Annotated in this window: 15 protein-coding genes; 7 read left to right on the top strand and 8 right to left on the bottom strand. The window is 71.4% G+C overall.

Translation table 11 applies throughout. The features are described from left to right. Positions 1–75 precede the first annotated feature (75 nt). Positions 76–552 carry a nitroreductase family deazaflavin-dependent oxidoreductase gene (locus ACWFRJ_RS20710; protein WP_453532596.1) on the bottom strand — a complete coding sequence of 159 codons (477 nt, stop codon included), beginning with the start codon at positions 550–552 and terminating at the stop codon, positions 76–78. Beyond that, positions 552–1,799 (bottom strand): acyl-CoA dehydrogenase family protein, encoded by a 1,248-nt coding sequence (locus ACWFRJ_RS20705; protein WP_453533509.1) that lies wholly within the window; start codon positions 1,797–1,799, stop codon positions 552–554. Before ACWFRJ_RS20705 ends, ACWFRJ_RS20710 begins: the two co-directional genes overlap by 1 nt. A 170-nt stretch (positions 1,800–1,969) precedes the next feature. Between ACWFRJ_RS20705 and ACWFRJ_RS20700 the strand changes: the two genes are divergently transcribed. Together ACWFRJ_RS20700 and ACWFRJ_RS20695 are read left to right on the top strand one after the other, a co-directional pair. After that, a complete protein-coding gene (locus ACWFRJ_RS20700) occupies positions 1,970–3,196 on the top strand; it encodes a thiolase C-terminal domain-containing protein (protein WP_453532593.1) in 1,227 nt (408 codons plus the stop codon). A 57-nt stretch (positions 3,197–3,253) separates the two neighbouring features. Next, entirely contained in the window at positions 3,254–3,940 is a 687-nt protein-coding gene (locus ACWFRJ_RS20695; protein WP_453532590.1) for a pyridoxine/pyridoxamine 5'-phosphate oxidase, read from the top strand. Between the two features lie 17 nt (positions 3,941–3,957). Here the strand turns inward: ACWFRJ_RS20695 and ACWFRJ_RS20690 are convergent, their stop codons facing one another. Then, positions 3,958–4,836 carry a GNAT family N-acetyltransferase gene (locus ACWFRJ_RS20690; protein ID WP_453532587.1) on the bottom strand — a complete coding sequence of 293 codons (879 nt, stop codon included), beginning with the start codon at positions 4,834–4,836 and terminating at the stop codon, positions 3,958–3,960. A 40-nt stretch (positions 4,837–4,876) separates the two neighbouring features. Then, complete coding sequence (locus ACWFRJ_RS20685; protein WP_453533506.1) at positions 4,877–5,398, bottom strand: Zn-ribbon domain-containing OB-fold protein; 522 nt, start codon at positions 5,396–5,398, stop codon at positions 4,877–4,879. Positions 5,399–5,638: 240 nt separating this feature from the next. Here ACWFRJ_RS20685 and ACWFRJ_RS20680 point away from each other — a divergent pair, with 240 nt between their 5' ends. The 4 genes from ACWFRJ_RS20680 to ACWFRJ_RS20665 all read left to right on the top strand — a co-directional run bounded on the left by ACWFRJ_RS20680 (position 5,639) and on the right by ACWFRJ_RS20665 (position 10,954). Beyond that, positions 5,639–6,811 (top strand): flavin-containing monooxygenase, encoded by a 1,173-nt coding sequence (locus ACWFRJ_RS20680; RefSeq protein WP_453532584.1) that lies wholly within the window; start codon positions 5,639–5,641, stop codon positions 6,809–6,811. Between the two features lie 250 nt (positions 6,812–7,061). Continuing rightward, positions 7,062–9,287 carry an acetate--CoA ligase family protein gene (locus ACWFRJ_RS20675; RefSeq protein WP_453532581.1) on the top strand — a complete coding sequence of 742 codons (2,226 nt, stop codon included), beginning with the start codon at positions 7,062–7,064 and terminating at the stop codon, positions 9,285–9,287. Between the two features lie 130 nt (positions 9,288–9,417). Continuing rightward, positions 9,418–10,242 (top strand): enoyl-CoA hydratase/isomerase family protein, encoded by an 825-nt coding sequence (locus ACWFRJ_RS20670; RefSeq protein WP_453532575.1) that lies wholly within the window; start codon positions 9,418–9,420, stop codon positions 10,240–10,242. A 79-nt stretch (positions 10,243–10,321) separates the two neighbouring features. Next, positions 10,322–10,954 (top strand): flavin reductase family protein, encoded by a 633-nt coding sequence (locus ACWFRJ_RS20665; protein ID WP_453532572.1) that lies wholly within the window; start codon positions 10,322–10,324, stop codon positions 10,952–10,954. Here the strand turns inward: ACWFRJ_RS20665 and ACWFRJ_RS20660 are convergent. Continuing rightward, positions 10,947–12,233 carry an MFS transporter gene (locus tag ACWFRJ_RS20660; protein WP_453533503.1) on the bottom strand — a complete coding sequence of 429 codons (1,287 nt, stop codon included), beginning with the start codon at positions 12,231–12,233 and terminating at the stop codon, positions 10,947–10,949. The genes ACWFRJ_RS20665 and ACWFRJ_RS20660 overlap by 8 nt on opposite strands. A 131-nt stretch (positions 12,234–12,364) precedes the next feature. Between ACWFRJ_RS20660 and ACWFRJ_RS20655 the strand changes: the two genes are divergently transcribed. Next, complete coding sequence (locus ACWFRJ_RS20655; protein ID WP_453532569.1) at positions 12,365–13,369, top strand: GlxA family transcriptional regulator; 1,005 nt, start codon at positions 12,365–12,367, stop codon at positions 13,367–13,369. A 457-nt stretch (positions 13,370–13,826) separates the two neighbouring features. Here ACWFRJ_RS20655 and ACWFRJ_RS20650 read toward each other — a convergent pair whose 3' ends face one another. Genes ACWFRJ_RS20650 through ACWFRJ_RS20640 form a run of 3 tightly spaced genes read right to left on the bottom strand, consistent with a single transcriptional unit; the run spans position 13,827 to position 17,061 of the window. Continuing rightward, positions 13,827–14,897 carry a Zn-dependent alcohol dehydrogenase gene (locus tag ACWFRJ_RS20650; RefSeq protein ID WP_453532566.1) on the bottom strand — a complete coding sequence of 357 codons (1,071 nt, stop codon included), beginning with the start codon at positions 14,895–14,897 and terminating at the stop codon, positions 13,827–13,829. Next, positions 14,894–16,135, bottom strand: a complete 1,242-nt coding sequence (locus tag ACWFRJ_RS20645; RefSeq protein WP_453532563.1) for an acyl-CoA dehydrogenase family protein — start codon at positions 16,133–16,135, stop codon at positions 14,894–14,896. Before ACWFRJ_RS20645 ends, ACWFRJ_RS20650 begins: the two co-directional genes overlap by 4 nt. 14 nt (positions 16,136–16,149) lie before the next feature. Continuing rightward, positions 16,150–17,061 carry an SDR family oxidoreductase gene (locus ACWFRJ_RS20640; RefSeq protein ID WP_453532560.1) on the bottom strand — a complete coding sequence of 304 codons (912 nt, stop codon included), beginning with the start codon at positions 17,059–17,061 and terminating at the stop codon, positions 16,150–16,152. Positions 17,062–17,142: the final 81 nt, after the last annotated feature.

Raw genomic sequence — 17,142 nt, 5'->3', positions numbered from 1 at the left:
GCTTCCCAAGTCCTGTCACCGCAGCGGCGGATCACGGTGTTCCAGTGATCCGCCGCTGTGTTCCCCGGGGCACCCTCAATTCGTTCGCCGCTCCAGGCGGAACAGGCGGATCTCCCGTTCCACGCGGGACTGGTACGTCGCGTACGGCGGCCAGAACTTCAGCACCGCCTCCCATGCCGCCGCTCGCTCCTCACCCGCCAACAGTCGCGCCCTGACCGGAATGTCCGCACCCTGCCAGCTGACGTCGGCGTCCGGATGGGCGATGAGGTTGCCGGTCCATACGGGATGCCCCGGGCGCCCGAAGTTGGAGCCGATGAGAATCCAACTCCCCAAGTCCTCCGGCATACAGGCCAGAGGCGTGCGTCGCGGGATCCCGCTCTTGGCGCCGCGCACCGTCAGGATCACCCCCGGCAGCATCTTCGCGCTGAGCAGCACCTTGCCGCGCGTGAGGCGGTGCACCGTGCGGTCCATGGCGGGGATGAAGTGCGGGGCGATCTTCGCGAAGGTCCTGGTGGACGACATCTTCTGCATCAGGCGGACACCGGGGGCCATCAGACGGCCACCGTCGGAGTCGAGGTCGGAGTCGAGGTCGAGGTCGAGGTACGGGTCGGCGTCGGTGTCGGTGTCGGTGCGAACAGCTCCGCCTGTTCCGCCGCGCGCGCCCGCAGCCGGTGCACGGGCCCGAAGAGCAGCTCGTCGCTCGACGCACGCTTGAAGTACAGATGCGCCTCGTGCTCCCAGGTGAACCCGATGCCGCCGTGCAGCTGCACGGCCTCCGACGCGGCGGTCCGCAGTGCGTCGAGCGCCTGCGCGAGCGCAAGGCCCCCTGCCCGTTCCGAGCCCGCCCCTGCGGCCCACGCCGCGTAGTACGCAGCCGACCGCGCGGCCTGCACCTGTACATACACATCCGCGAGACGGTGCTTGACGGCCTGGAAGGACCCGATCGCCCGCCCGAACTGCTCACGCTGCTTGACGTACTCGACCGTCCGCTCGAGCGCCCTGTCCGCAGCGCCCACGGCCTCCGCGGCCAGCACGGTGGCGGCGACGTCACCGACCGCGGCGAGCGCCCCCGGCACATCGGCGTCATCGGCGGCGCCCAGCAACTCCGCCTCCACGTCACGCAGTTCGACGCGGGCCTGCGCCCGGGTCTCGTCGAGGGCTGCCTGCCGGGTCCGTACGAGCCCGGCGGCCCCTTCCCGTACGAGATAGAGGAGAGTGCGCGAGCGGGCGTAGCCCCCGGTGTGCGCGGCCACGACGAGCAGTCCCGCGCTGTGCCCGTCGAGAACCTGCTCGGCCTGGCCGTAGAGACGCCAGACGCCGTCCGCCAGTTTGGCCTGCACGCCGCCCGCACGGCCGCCGCCCGACCAGTCGCCGAGGTTGTCGCCGACCAGGCCGAGCGCGGTGGCGAGACCGGTGCCGGGTACGGCGAGCGCGGCGGTGAGAGTGCCCTCCGCGATACGCGGAAGGAGCTGCGACCGCTGCTCGTCGGTGCCGAGGCGCTTCAGGAGCGGGGCGACGAGCGCGGCGGTGGCGAAGAGGGGTGAGGGGGCAAGGGCGCGGCCCAGTTCCTCGCTGCTGAGGGCGAGCTCCGCCGGGCCGCACCCCACTCCCCCGTACGCCTCGGGTACGGCGATTCCGGGCAGGCCGAGCTGTTCGGCGAGGGCTGACCAGAGGGCGGCGTCGTATCCGGCGGGGGTGCGGACCGCGGCCTTCACCTCGTCGGGGCCGCAGCGTTTGGTGACGAGCTCACGGAGGGTGCGGCGGATTTCTTCCTGCTCCGCGGTGAAGGCGGCGTCCATCGGCGAGCTCCTCCCCGGGTCGCCGCCGTGTGCGACGAGCCAGATCTGACGGGTCGTCATGCTAAGACGGCGCCCGCCAGATGCACAGGGCCGGGACGGCATGTAACGCCTCCTCGGGTGCACCCGTAACGCCTCCCTCGGTACGCCGGATCTGATGTACCGTCAGATTTATGCCAACTCCCCTTCCCCCAAGCCCCTCCGCGGCGCCGACCGGTGCGGGCAGGGCGACGAACCGCCCGCGCAAAGTGGCCGTCGTCGGCATATCCCTCTCCGACTGCGGCCGCGTGGACGAGGCCACCCCTTACGCCCTGCACGCCCAGGCCGCCCGCCGCGCCCTTGCCGACTCGGGCCTCGGCCGCGAGGTCATCGACGGCGTCGCGTCCGCGGGCCTCGGCACGCTCGCCCCCGTCGAGGTCGCCGAGTACCTGGGCCTGAAGCCGCGCTGGGTCGACTCCACCTCCGTCGGCGGCTCCACCTGGGAGGTCATGGCGGCCCACGCGGCGGACGCGATCGCCGCGGGACGCGCCAACGCCGTACTCCTCGTGTACGGATCGACGGCCAGGGCGGACATCAAGGCGAAACGACGCACGTCGAACCTCTCCTTCGGCGCGCGCGGCCCCCTCCAGTTCGAGGTCCCCTACGGCCACTCCCTGATCTCCAAGTACGCGATGGCCGCGCGCCGCCACATGCACGAGTACGGCACGACGCTCGAACAGCTCGCCTCCGTGGCGGTCCAGGCACGGGCGAACGCCGCCACCAACCCCGACGCGATGTACCGCGACCCGATCACCGTCGACGAGGTCCTGGACGGCCCGATGATCGCGGACCCGTTCACCAAACTGCACTGCTGCATACGTTCCGACGGCGGATGCGCGGTGCTCCTCGCGGCGGAGGAGTACGTGGCCGACTGCGCGTCGACGCCGGTCTGGGTGCTCGGCACCGGCGAGCACGTCTCGCACACGACGATGTCGGAGTGGGAGGACTTCACGGTCTCCCCGGCTGCGGTGAGCGGGCGCCTGGCGTTCGAGCGGGCGGGAGTGCGCCCCGATGACGTCGACGTGGCGGAGATCTACGACGCCTTCACCTACATGACCCTGGTGACCCTTGAGGACCTGGGTTTCTGCGCCAAGGGCGAGGGCGGCGCGTTCGTGGAGAAGGGCCGCCTGCTGCGGGACGGCGAACTGCCCACGAACACGGACGGCGGCGGCCTCTCGGCCCAGCACCCCGGGATGCGCGGCCTGTTCCTGCTCGTGGAGGCGGTACGGCAACTGCGCGGCGACGCGGGCGAAGGACGCCAGGTGCGGAAGGCGGGAGGGAGGCTGCCGGAGGTGGCGGTGGCGTCGGGGACGGGCGGGTGGTTCTGCTCGTCGGGGACGGTGGTGCTCGGGCGGCGGTAGTGACACAGGGGGTCAGGTTGCAGCCGGTCGCGACGACCGCTCCCGTAGATTCGCCGGATGGACGACTCCGACACCAGGCCCGATGACACCGCCCACGGCCGCGCCCTCCTGCGCTCCCTCCGCGTCTGGGACACCGAACTTCCCGCCTTCGACCCGGCGACCGCCCCCGCCGGCCCGCTGCCCCTGTTCTGGCAGTGGTTCGTGGACGTGGCCGAGGCGGGCCAGGTGGAGCCGCACACCATGACCCTGGCGACGGCGGACGAGTCGGGCCACCCGGACGTACGGACGCTGATGCTGCACGACGCGGACGCGTCCGGCTGGCACTTCGGCTCGCACTCGGGCAGCGCGAAGGGCCGCCAGCTCGCGGCACGCCCCGAGGCCGCGCTCGGCTTCTACTGGCCCGTGCAGGGCCGCCAGATCCGGGTGCGGGGCCGGGTCACGACGGCGGGGGCCATCGAGAGCCGCGCCGACCTCGCACGCCGTTCGCCGGGGGCACTGGCATCGGCACTGGTCGGCAGGCAGAGCGAAGTGCTGCCGTCGTACGGGGATCTGGTGGCCGCGAGCCAGGCCGCGTGGGAGCACGCGCAGGCGGAGCCGGACGCCCCGGCGCCGAGCTGGACGCTGTACGTACTCGAACCGGCGGAGGTCGAGTTCTTCCAGGGGGACGCGCGGCGGCGGCACGTGCGGCTGCGGTACCGGAGGGGTGCGGACGGGAACTGGGTCAAGGAGCTGCTGTGGCCGTGACTCTCACGCCGTAGAGCTCACGACGTGAAGCGGTACTGCGTGAAGTCCCGCACCGGGCTGTAGCCGATCCGCAGATAGAGCCCGGTGCTCGTGGGGTTGGCGAGGTCGGCGAAGAGCAGCACCTCGTCCGCCCCGTCGGCCAGCGCGGCACGGCTGACCTCGACGGTCGCGGCTCCCGCGTAGCCACGGCCGCGGAGTGCGGCGGGGGTGTAGACGGGGGCCACCCGGACCTGGCCCGCGATGCGGCGCGTGCGTCCTGCCATGGCGGCGGGGGTCCCGTCCGGGGTTTCCCACAGGGTGATGCCCCCGTCGGCGATGCGGGAGTCGGCCCACGCCTCGGAGGCCGTCACCCGGCTCTCCCCCAAGGCCTCCCCGAACTCCCGGTGCCAGCGGATCAGCAGCTCCCGGTCCGCCTCGGCGGCGACGCGCGCGGCGCCCTCGGGGGCCGGCTCGGGCGGGGTGAGGGTGCCCAGGCGGTACAGCCGGTCCCGGAGGGCGACTTCGGCGGTGGCCCCCGTGCGCCGCTCCCAGGCCCGCGCGAACTCCTCCGCGGTCTCCCGCTCGCCGCCGACGCCGGGCAGCTTCTCGCCCGCGTCGGAGAGCAGCGCGGCGAGGTCGTCGGCGGCCGTCCTGTCGGCCAGGGGGCTCAGCGAAAGCCGGTGCGGCGGGGTCCACAGGAAGACGCCCTCCACGGCGCCGTCGGCTCCGGTGCGGACACCAAAGCGGGGTGCGTCGTCCCCGTACACGTGGAGTCCTCGCGTGCGCAGGTTGTCGGAGGCGCTGAGCAGCGTGGTGTGCGTGCTGGGGTCGGAGCGCAGGAAGTCCCCGGCTCGGGCGAGGAATTGATCGAGGTCGGAGGTCAACTGCCAGCTGCCGTGCGCGTCTGAGGAGGCCATGGACCATGATCGCTCGCCTCTCGCGCTCCGCGAAAGCGGATTACGCGGCCCGCCGGGAAGCCCTCCGAGCAGCTCTCCGGAACACCGGCACCGTCACGCCCGCCCCCGCTCCCTCCTGCTCCCCCGCCTCGCGGAACGCGACCTCAAGCGCCATCCCGATCCGCAGATCGGCTCCCGGATCGGCTCCCGGATCGGCTCCCGGATCGGCTCTCGGATCGAGCTGCGGCTCCCCCTCCCCACCGTCGACGATCTCCGTCATCATGCGCGGCCCCTCGGCGAGGTCGACGACCGCGGCGACGTACGGGACGCGGGAGCCGAACGGCGGCAGGTCGTTCCGGTGCACGACGGACCAGGTGTAGAGCGTGGCGTGGCCGCTCGCCCGCTCCCAGCCGCCTTCCTCGCTCCAGCAGTACGGGCAGAACTCGCGCGGGTAGTGGTGCGCCTTGCCGCACCCCCCGCAGCGGCGGATCAGGAGGCGCCCCTCCGAGGCCGCTTCCCAGTAGGGGCGGGTGAAGGCGTCGGGCTCGGGAAGGTCGAAGCGCGGGTTCACAGTTCGAGCCAGATCGTGTCCATGCGGCGGGCTCTCCCATTCCGGATAAAGGTCTCTGACGGTACGTCAGTTCAGCGCATGACCGCCCCGTGCGCAAGAGGCATACGCAAGAGGCAGTAAGCCGCGCGAGCCCTCCGACGTGCGACGAAGCCCACGAACACAGGGCGCGCCGCGTACACCCGTGATCAATTCGCAACCGGTTTGGGGCTTGACCGTCCCCCATCAAGTGACCGCGTGATTACTCTCAGGTTCATGGCCGACACCAATCCCCCACAGACGCCACAGACGCCACACCAAGATCGCCCCGTGTACGTCGTCGGCGGCGGGCCCGGCGGGCTCTCCGTGGCGGCCGCCCTGCGCGCGCGAGGCGTACGCGCGGTCGTGCTCGAGAAGTCCGACCGCGTCGGCGCCTCCTGGCGCACGCACTACGACCGCCTGCACCTGCACACGACACGACGCCTCTCCGCACTGCCGGGACTCGCGATACCGCGCGCCTTCGGACGCTGGGTGTCACGTGACAACGTCATCCGCTATCTGGAGAAGTACGCCGAGTTCCACCAGCTGGAGATCGTCACCGGCGTCGAGGTCTCCCGCCTCGAGCGCGCGGCCGACGGAACGGGCTGGCTCCTGCACGCCACCGGCGGCCGGGAGCTGACCGGCAGCGCGGTCGTGATCGCCACCGGGTACAACCACACCCCCCACCTGCCCGACTGGCCCGGCCGCGACACGTACACGGGCGAACTCGTGCACGCGAGCGCCTATCGCACTCCACGCCCCTACCAGGGCAAGGACGTCCTGGTCGTGGGCGCGGGCAACACCGGCGCCGAGATCGCCGTCGACCTTGCCGAGGGCGGCGCCGCGCGCGTGCGCCTCGCCGTGCGCACCGCGCCGCACATCGTCCGCCGCTCCACGGCGGGGTGGCCCGCACAGCGCACGGGCATCCTGTGCCGCAGACTGCCCGTCTCGCTCGTCGACCGCCTCGCGGGCCCGATCGCGAAGGCGAGCGTCCCCGACCTGTCCGCGCGGGGGCTGCCCCGCCCCGCCACCGGCCTGTACTCCCGCGTCAAGGAGGGCGCGATCCCGGTGCAGGACGTGGGCCTGATCGACGCGGTGCGCAGGGGCCGGGTCGAACCGGTCGCGGCCGTCGAGTCCTTCGAGGACGGCAAGATCGCCCTCGCCGACGGCACGCTGATCGCCCCCGACGCGGTCATCGCGGCCACGGGTTACCGGCGCGCCCTGGAGCCGCTCCTCGGCGACTTCGGCGTACTCGACGAGAAGGGCACCCCGCTCGTCCGCGGCGCCCGCACCTCGAAGTCGGCCCCCGGCCTCTTCTTCACCGGGTTCACCAACCCCATCAGCGGCATGCTGCGGGAAATGGCCCTGGACGCCGAGAAGATCGCGAAGGCGGTGTCCAGAGCGAGCTGACGCGGCGACCTCCGACCAGTGGCTTGAACCCCCCGCCCCGGTGGCCCCGACCGCCGGGGCGGGGTAGCGCTCGCGTGCACATGGGTACGGGTGAGGCAGCGTGCCGACGCTGACGACATGGGTGTTACGGGCGGTACGGGCAGTTCCCGCTTCAGGCTTTTGCGTGCAGCACTGTTCCTGACACAGCGTCAGTTCAGTAATCTGACTATGCGTCAGTTGAGTTGCTGTCACACAGGAGCGGGGCGGACCGATGCTTGGATCGACATACGGCACCTTCACCACCGACCCCCGCCGCGCGCGTGTTGTGGCCTGCGGCGAAACCCCGGCACCAGCCGTCCACGGGCAGGCCGCCACGGCGGACGACCTGGACGTCGGCGGACGGCCTCTGCACGCCGACGTACCGGACCTGGACCGGTTCTTCCGGCCCGAGTCCGTCGCCGTCATCGGCGCGTCCGACGCCGAGGGCCGGCCGAACACCGGCATCACCCGTCAGCTCATGGACTGGGCCGAGCGGGGCGGCGCCCGGCTGTATCCCGTGCACCCCACACGTCAGTCGGTCTTCGGCACCCCCTGCTTCCCCTCCGTCGCCGACCTGCCGGAACAGGTCGATCTGGCCGTACTCCTCGTCAGTGATCCCCTTCCCGTGATCGAGGAACTCGCCGAGTCCAAGGTGAAGTTCGCCGTCGCCTTCGCCTCCGGGTTCGCCGAGACCGGTGAGGAGGGCGCGGCGGCACAGGCCCGTCTGGCCGCCGCCGTGGAGCGCTCGGGCCTCCGTCTCCTCGGGCCCAACACCAACCTCAACGCCTTCGAGAACTTCCGCGACGACCTCGAAGGACCGGCGATCGCCCTGATCACCCAGTCCGGACACCAGGGCCGCCCCGTCTTCACGATGCAGGAGATCGGCGTGCGCCTCTCGCACTGGGCGCCCACCGGAAACGAAGCCGACCTGGAGACCGCCGACTTCATCTCCTACTTCGCCGAACGCCCCGAGGTCGGGGCCATCGCCTGTTACGTCGAAGGCCTCAAGGACGGCCGCTCCTTCCTGCTCGCCGCCGACCGTGCCGCCCAGCAAGGCGTGCCCGTCGTCGCGGTCAAGGTCGGCCGCACCGAGACCGGCGCCCGCATGGCCGCCTCACATACCGGCAAACTCACCGGTGCCGACGCGGTCGTCGACGCGGCGATGCGGCAGTTCGGTGTGATCCGCGTGGACGGGCTCGACGAACTCCAGGACACGTCCGCCCTGTTGGCGCGGGCGCGGGCTCCGCAGGCCGAGGGCGTCGTCGTGTATTCGATCTCGGGCGGCACGGGCGCGCACTTCTCGGACCTGGCGAGCGAGGCGGGGCTGCGGCTTCCCACCCTCTGTGACGCCAAGCAGACGGAGCTGCACCAGTGGATACCGGACTACCTGAACGTCGCCAACCCCGTCGACAACGGCGGGCACCCGGTCGGTGACTGGCGCGGCCGGAAGATCATCGACGCGATCCTGGACGATCCGGAGGTGGGGGTGCTGATCTGTCCCATCACCGGCCCCTTTCCGCCCATGAGCGACAAGCTGGCGCAGGACCTGGTGGACGCCGCGGAGCAGACGGACAAGCTGGTGTGCGTGGTGTGGGGCTCGCCCGTCGGCACCGAGGAGGCCTACCGCACGACGCTGCTCGGCTCGTCGCGCGTCGCCACCTTCCGCACCTTCGCCAACTGCATCACGGCGGTGCGCGCCTATCTGGACCACCACCGGTTCACGACCCGCTACCGCTCCCCCTTCGCCGACGCGCCGCGCACGGCCTCCCCCTCCTTCCGCAAGGCCCAGGCCCTGATGCGGTCCGGTCAGCAGCTGAGCGAGCACGCGGCGAAGCAGCTGCTGCGCGCGTACGGGATTCGCGTGCCGCGCGAGCAGTTGGTGACCAGTGCGGCGGCGGCCGTGCGGGCGGCGGGGCTCGTCGGCTATCCGGTGGTGATGAAGGCGTCCGGGGCGCATCTTGCCCACAAGACCGAACTCGGCCTGGTGAAGGTCGGGTTGACCTCGGCCAGCCAGGTGCGCGACGCCTATCGGGAACTGACCGACATCGCCCGCTACGAAGGGATCGCGCTGGACGGCGTCCTTGTCTGCCAGATGGTGGAGCGGGGCGTCGAGATGGTGGTGGGCGTGACGCACGACGAGCTGTTCGGGCCGACGGTGACCGTCGGGCTCGGGGGTGTCCTCGTCGAGGTCCTGCGGGACGTGGCCGTGCGGGTGCCGCCCTTCGGTGAGGACCAGGCGCTCGCGATGCTGTCCGAGCTGCGCGGGAGGCCGCTCCTGGACGGGGTGCGTGGCGCGCCCCCGGCGGACATCGACGCCCTCGTCGAGGTGGTGCTTCGGGTGCAGCGGATGGCTCTTGAACTTGGCGACGAGCTGGCTGAGCTGGATATCAACCCCCTGATGGTGTTGCCGCGGGGGCAGGGCGCGGTCGCGCTCGATGCCTTGGCCGTCTGCCGGTGAGTGTCGCAGCAGAGCGCCGATTCGCAGCGAGCGTTTCCCGCCAACTCGTCCGGCCTGCCCGCGCCCGATCGCCGCACACCTGACCACCCCGCGCCTGACCACCCCGCACACGATTCGGAGCCACTCCCCCATGTCGGACACCTCCCTCGCCTCATCGGACGCCCCCCTCGACTCATTGGTACTCCACGCCACTGACAACGGCGTCTCGTGGATCACCCTCAACCGCCCCGAAGCCATGAACGCCGTCACCTGGGACCAGCGCGAACGCGTCATCTCGCTGCTCGCCGAAGCCTCCGCGGACCCCGGTGTCCGTGCGGTCGTGATCACCGCGACCGGCAAGGGATTCTGCGCGGGAGCCGATCTGCGCGGCGCGCCGAGCAGTGCCGACCGGGTGGCCGGTGACGTGGCCCGCACGATCAAGCTGGGCGCCCAGCGCCTGATCTCCGCCGTCCTGGACTGCGAGAAGCCGGTGATCGCCGCGGTGAACGGGACCGCCGCCGGGATCGGCGCGCACCTCGCCTTCGCCTGCGATCTCGTCATCGCCGCCGAACAGGCCAAGTTCATCGAGGTGTTCGTGCGCAGGGGCCTGGTACCGGACGGCGGCGGAGCGTACCTGCTGCCCCGCCTCATCGGACCGCAGCGAGCCAAGGAGCTGATGTTCTTCGGGGACTCCGTACCGGCCGCGGACGCCGAACGGCTCGGGCTCGTCAACCGCGTCGTACCCGCCGGCGAACTGGAGAAGACGGCCCGTGCCTGGGCGGAACGCCTCGCGAGCGGGCCGACCCGCGCCATCGCCATGACCAAGCAACTGGTCAACGCGTCCCTCGAATCGGACCGCGCGACGGCCTTCGCGGCGGAGGCCGCGGCGCAGGAGATCAACATGACGACGACGGACGCGAACGAGGGCGTGGCCAGCTTCGTGGAGCGCCGATCACCTTCGTACGAGGGCCGTTGAGCCCACCCAGGAACACGAGGGATGCACGGTGCCCGCACCCTTCCAATCTGACGAACCGTCAGCTTCAATGAGTGACGTGATGGGACATGCAGGGATGGCGGCCACCGCCGTCCGATACCTCAGGTCGGTCGGCGCACCGACCACCACAGGCCCGGTCGAAGCCCTTCCGCGCCCCCGGCTGCGGGCGGTCGGCGACGACGAGCGGGCACCGCTCGACGCGCGTGAGTTCCGGCGCGTACTGGGGAACTTCGCGACCGGCGTGACCGTGGTGACAGCACCGGCGTCCGAAGGCGAACCGGGTCCTGCCGGATTCGCCTGTCAGTCCTTCTCCGCGCTCTCCCTCGACCCGCCCCTGGTCTCCTTCATGGTCGCGCGTACGTCGACGACGTGGCCGCGCATCGCCCGCGCGGGCGTCTTCTGCGTCAACGTCCTGGGCGCCGACCAGGGCGCGCTCTGCCGCGGCTTCGCGGTGAGCGGCGCCGACAAGTTCGCCGGCGTCGGGTACGACTCCGCGCCCGTCACCGGCTCCCCCCGCCTGACCGGCGTACCGGCCTGGATCGACTGCACGATCCAGGCGGTGCACACCGGGGGCGACCACCTGATCGTGGTCGGCCGCGTGGACGCACTGGGCGCCACCGACGACGGCGAACCGCTCCTGTTCCACCGGGGCAAGTTCGGCACGTTCGGCACATTCGGCACGTCGGCTAAGTGAGCGCGGCGGACCGCGCACCTGCCTCCTCGTCGCCGACCCGCCGCCGGATGACCAGGGCCATCAGCGCCGCCGCCGCGCACAGCGCGCCCGAGGCGATCCACATCACGTCGTACGACCCGAAGGTGTCCCGCACGACACCGCCGATGACGGCCACGAGCGCGGCACCCACCTGGTGCGAGGCGAGCACCCAGCCGAAGACGATGGCGCTGTCGTCGCCGTACTGCTCGCGGCAGAGGGCCAGGGTCGGCGGCACTGTCGCCACCCAGTCGAGGCCGTAGAAGACGATGAAGAAGATCATCGGCGGGTGCACGGTCGCATCCAGCAGCAGCGGCAGGAAGAGCAGCGAGATGCCGCGCAGCGCGTAGTAGACGGCGAGCAGCCGCCGCGCGTCGAAGCGGTCCGTGAACCAGCCGGACGCGATCGTGCCCACGACGTCGAAGACGCCGATGACGGCGAGGAGCGACGCGGCGGCCGTGATCGGCATGCCGTGGTCGTGCGCGGCGGGCACGAAGTGCGTCTGGATGAGCCCGTTCGTCGAGGCACCGCAGATGGCGAAGGTCCCGGCGAGCAGCCAGAACGGTCCGGTGCGGGCCGCCTTGAAGAGCACCATGACCGCACGCCGCGCGGCGCCCGTGGCGGGCGGAGGCTTCTCCACGAACTCCTCGGACCCGTACGGCTTCAGGCCCACGTCCGCGGGGTGGTCACGCAGCAGCAGCCACACGAACGGGACGACGGCGAGCGCGGCCAGGGCGACGGTAACCGCGGCGGGCCGCCACTCGTGGGCCTCCACCATCCAGGAGAGCAGCGGCAGGAAGATCAGCTGTCCGGAGGCGGAGGCCGCCGTCAGGATGCCGGTGACGAGGCCGCGCCGCGTGGTGAACCACCGGTTGGTGACGGTGGCGGCGAAGGCCAGCGCCATGGATCCCGAGCCGAGCCCGACGAGCAGCCCCCAGCACAACAACAACTGCCAGGCGGACTGCATCCATACGGTGAGGCCCGCGCCGAGCGCGATCACGACAAGAGCGACAGCCACCACCTTCCGGATGCCGAAGCGGTCCATCAGGGCGGCGGCGAACGGCGCGGTGAGCCCGTACAGCGCGAGGTTGATGGAGACCGCGAGGCCGATCGTGCCGCGCGACCAGTTGAACTCGTCGTGCAGCGGGTCGATGAGCAGGCCCGGCAGGGACCGGAAGGCCGCGGCGCCGATGATCGTCACGAAGGTCACGGCGGCGACGAACCACGCCCGGTGGATACGACGCCGCTGCCTCGGCGCCTCCATGGGCGTCCCCGGCACCTCCGCGGGCGGCTCGACCGGCTGATTCACGTCTGTCTGGGTCACGACAACCAGCATCCGGGTACCCCCACCCCCGAACGAGTGGCCCAAAGGACAGCATTAGCTAGAATCGGGCCATGGCCTCACCGACGCGCACCGCCACCATCCCCCGTCACCGTGTGGTGGTCCTTGCCATGGACGGCGTCATCCCCTTCGAGTTCGGCATCCCGCAGCGGATCTTCGGCCGCGCGAGGACCGCCGACGGCACGCCGCTGTACGAGGTGGTGACCGCGTCCGTCCGCGCTCCGGGCCCGGTGCGCACGGACGCCGACTTCGCGATCCTCGTGGAGAACGGCCCGGAGTGCCTGGCGACGGCCGACACGGTCGTGATCCCGGCGTCGTACGAACTGGGTCCGGTCTACGAGGAGGGCCGCCTGACCGCCGAACTGGCCTCGGCACTCGCCCACATCACACCGGGCACGCGCCTGATCTCCATCTGCACGGGCGGCTACGTCCTCGCCGCGGCGGGCTACCTCGACGGCCGCACCGCCACCACTCACTGGTCGTCGGCGGAGCACTTCCAGCGCCTCTTTCCTCAGATCACGGTGGACGCGGAGGTGCTGTTCATCGACGACGGGGACGTCCTCACGTCGGCGGGTGTGGCGGCGGGTCTGGACCTCTGCCTCCACGTCGTACGCAGCGACCACGGGACGGCCGTCGCCAACGACGTCGCCCGCCGTACGGTGGTGCCTCCGCACCGGGACGGCGGCCAGGCCCAGTACATCCAACGCCCCGTCCCGGAGCCTTCGTTCGCCACCACGACCTCTGCTCGGGCCTGGGCGCTTGCCCGCCTCCACGAGCCGATCCAGCTGCGCGACATGGCTGACCAGGAGTCCATGTCCGTACGCACCTTTACGCGCAGGTTCCGCGAGGAGGTGGGGATCAGCCCCGGGCAGTGGCTGTCGCAGCAGCGGGTCGAACGGGCCCGCCACCTCCTGGAGTCCAGCGACCTGTCCGTCGACCAGGTCGCCCGCGACGCAGGCTTCGGCACACCTCAATCCATGCGGGCGCACTTGCAGGCGGCCCTGGGCGTAACCCCCACGGCGTACCGCCGCACCTTCGCCCAACGCACCCCCCGCTGACCCCGGGGTCCCCACCCCACATCCAGCCCTGAACGAACAAGCTCTCCCACCCGCCCGCCCGATTGCCCCGCGTCGCAGGGGTGGGCGGGTGGAGTCATTGGCGGAGCCGGGGTGGGCGGGGAGGGGTCGGGACGGATGCGGGTGGGCGCTGGCGCCTACAGCTGGCGGGGAGGGAGGACTCCACGGGCGGCGGCGGGATACGGCAGTGGGCTCGGCAGGCAGGGCGCGATGTACCCCAGCCGTGGGAGACCGGCCCCCCAGCACCCGCAGTCGGCATCGAGACACGAGGGGACGTGTCGGGATTTCCGCCCGGAGCACGGTTCGCGGCGCTCCCCCGCCGAAGCAGACAGACGCCCACCAGCGGATGGCGAGGACGGACATCCCGGCGCGGCCCCGCCCCCACAGACGAACCCGCACCGCAAGACCCGCACCCGCACAACGCCCCCGGCGAGACTCCTCAGAACGTCAGCACCCCCCGCGCCACCCGCCCCGCCTCCGCATCCCCCACCGCCTTGGCGAAGTCCTCCACCGGGTACGTCTCCGTCACCAGTTCGTCAAGCAGCAGCCGCCCCTCCCGGTACAACTCCGCGTACAGCGCGAAGTCCCTCTGCGGGCGCGCCGACCCGTACCGGCAGCCCAGGATCGACTTGTCCAGGAACAGCGACGACACCAGGAACGACGCCTCAGCCGTCGCCGCCGGAACCCCGAGCAGCACCGCCTGCCCATGCCGGTCCAGAAGGTCGATCGCCGCCCGGATCAGCTCGACCCGGCCCACGCACTCAAACGCGTGGTCGGCCCCCGTCGGCAGGATCTCCCTGACCGCGTCCCCCTCCGCCGACGACAAGAAGTGCGTCGCCCCGAACTGCCGCGCCACCCCCTCCTTCTCGGGGTTCGAGTCGACGGCCACGATCCGCGTCGCTCCGGCGATCCTCGCCCCCTGCAGCACATTCAGACCGATGCCCCCGGTCCCGATCACCACCACACTGTCCCCGCGATCCACCTTCGCGCGGTTGAGGACAGCGCCGACCCCCGTCACCACCCCGCACCCGATCAACGCCGCCGACGTCAGCGGAATGTCCTCCGGGATCTTCACGGCCTGCACGGCCTTCACCACCGTGCGTTCCGCGAACGCGGAGTTCGCCGCGAACTGATAGATCGGCTCACCGCCCCGCGAGAACGGCCGGTCCGGCATCCCGATAGCGCGCCGGCACATCGTCGGCCGCCCCCGGTTGCACTCCCCGCAGGCCCCGCAGCTGGCAATGGTCGAGAGCGCCACGTGGTCGCCGATCCCCACATGCGTCACGCCCGCGCCGACCGCCTCCACCACCCCCGCCCCTTCGTGCCCGAGCACCACAGGCGAGGGAAAGGGAATGGTCCCGTCGATCACGGACAGATCGCTGTGACACAACCCCGCGGCCTTGACCCCGACAAGCACCTCCCCCGCCCCCGGATCCCGTATCTCAAGGTCGTCGACAACTTCGACCCTGCTCCCGTCGACCCTGCTCCCGTCGAAAACGACACCCCTCATCGCGCCTCCCTCGGCAGGCCGAGCACGCGCTCGGCGATGATGTTCCGCTGAATCTCGTCCGAGCCGCCGTAGATGGTGTCGGCCCGCGTGAAGAGGAAGAGCCTCTGCAAGGCGTCGAGTTCGTACGGAGTGCTCTCGCTCCAGTCCGCGGGCCCGACGGCAGCCGCGGCCCCCCGCACCCCCATGGCCAGCTCCCCCAGCCGCTGATGCCACCCGCCCCACAGCAGCTTGGCCACACTGGGCTCCCCCACACCACCACCCGAACCACCCAACGTACGCAGCGCGTTCCACCGCATGACCCGCAACTCCGCCCACTGCCGCACGAGCCTGTCCCGCAGTACGGGATCCTCGGCGGCCCCGCTGTCGACGGCCTCCCGGACCACGCCCCCCAGCTCCTGCGCGAACCCGATCTGCTGGACGAGCGTGGAGACTCCCCGCTCGAATCCCAGCAGCCCCATGGCCACCCGCCACCCGTTACCAACCCCGCCCACCACATGTGAGGCACGCGCGATCGCCCCGTCGAAGAAGACCTCGTTGAACTCGCTCGTCCCCGTCAACTGCCGTATGGGCCGCACCTCGATACGCCCCGGCTGATCCATCGGCACCAACAGGAACGAAATCCCCCGGTGCCCACGGGACCCCTCCTCCGTCCGCGCGAGCACGAAGCACCAGTCCGCCTCATGAGCGAGCGAAGTCCAGATCTTCTGCCCGGTGATGCGATACACGTCACCGCCACCGCCACCGCCACTGTCACCCTCCCGCACCGCCACAGTCCGCAGCCCCGCCAGGTCCGACCCGGCCCCCGGCTCGCTGTACCCCTGGCACCACAGCGTCTCCCCGCGCGCGATGGGCGGCAGGAACTCGTCCCGCTGCCCCTGCGTCCCGTGGGCGATGAGCGTCGGCGCAAGGAGGTTCTCGCCGATGTGGCCATGGCGCCCGGGAGCCCGCGCCCGCGCGTACTCCTCGGCCCAGACGACCTGCTGGGTCAACGACGCCCGACGATTCCCGTACGCACCAGATCGAGAGGCAGGCTTCGAGTCGCCCTCCCACCCGAGCCCGATCCACCCGCCCCGCCCCAACTCCCGCTCCCAGGCACGCCGTTCGGCCACGCCCTCGTGCTCACTCCCCGGCCCGCCCCGCCCGACCGCGCCCGCGAACACCCCCGTCAGATGCTCGCCGAGCCAGGCCCGTGCCTCCGCGCGGAACTCCTCGTCATCGGGCCCGAATCCGAACTCCACCGCCCGGCCCCGGCCTACGCGTTCGGCCGGTCTTTGGCGGCGGCGGCCTTCGCCATCGCCTCCAGCTGGGCCAGCATCGGCATCGGGTCGACCCCCACCGTCCCCGGCAGGAAGTCGGCGATCTTCTCCGGGGTCCAGCCGCCCTCGACATACCCGGCCCGCAGCTCACGCGGCTGCGCCCACACGGCGATCTTCGGTCCGGCGACCGTATAGACCTGCCCGGTGATCTTCTCCTCCCGGGCACGGTCGCTCAGCAGATACGTGACGAGCGCGGCCACGTCCTCCGGCTCCCCGATCTCCTTCAGCTCCATGGGAACGTTGGCGGACATCCGGGTCCTTGCGACCGGCGCGACCGCGTTGGCGGTCACCCCGTACTTGTTCAGGCCGAGCGCCGCGCTCCGCACAAGCGAGATGATCCCGCCCTTGGCCGCGCTGTAGTTGGCCTGTGCGACCGACCCCTGGTGGTTGCCGCTGGTGAAGCCGATCAGCGTCCCCGTGCCCTGCTTCCGCATGACCGCCGACGCGGCCTTGAAGACGGTGAACGTGCCCTTCAGGTGCGTGGCGATCACCGGGTCCCACTCCTGCTCGGACATGTTGAAGAGCATCCGCTCGCGCAGGATCCCGGCCACGCACACCACACCGTCGATGCGCCCGTACTCGGCGAGCGCGATGTCCACGATCCGCTGGCCGCCCGCCATGGTCGAGATGTCGTCGGCGACGGCGACTGCCTCGCCGCCCGCGGCCTGGATCTCCTTGACCACGCCGTCGGCTATCTCACTGGTCGGTTCGGCGCCCTCCATGGAGACGCCGTAGTCGTTCACGACGACCTTCGCGCCCTCGGCTGCGGCGGCGAGCGCGACCGCCCTGCCGATGCCGCGACCGGCACCGGTCACGGCCACCACCTTGCCTGCCAAGAAGTTCCCCACGTCCGGCCCCTTCCCGCGGTTTCTGACGGACCGTTAGATTCTATGACCCGTCAGACACCAGAAGACAAGCCCCGGGGAGGA

Source organism: Streptomyces sp. NPDC055239, from assembly GCF_053606205.1.
The sequence above is the reverse complement of the archived record's forward strand: the minus strand, read 5'-3'. Positions and strand labels throughout refer to the sequence as shown.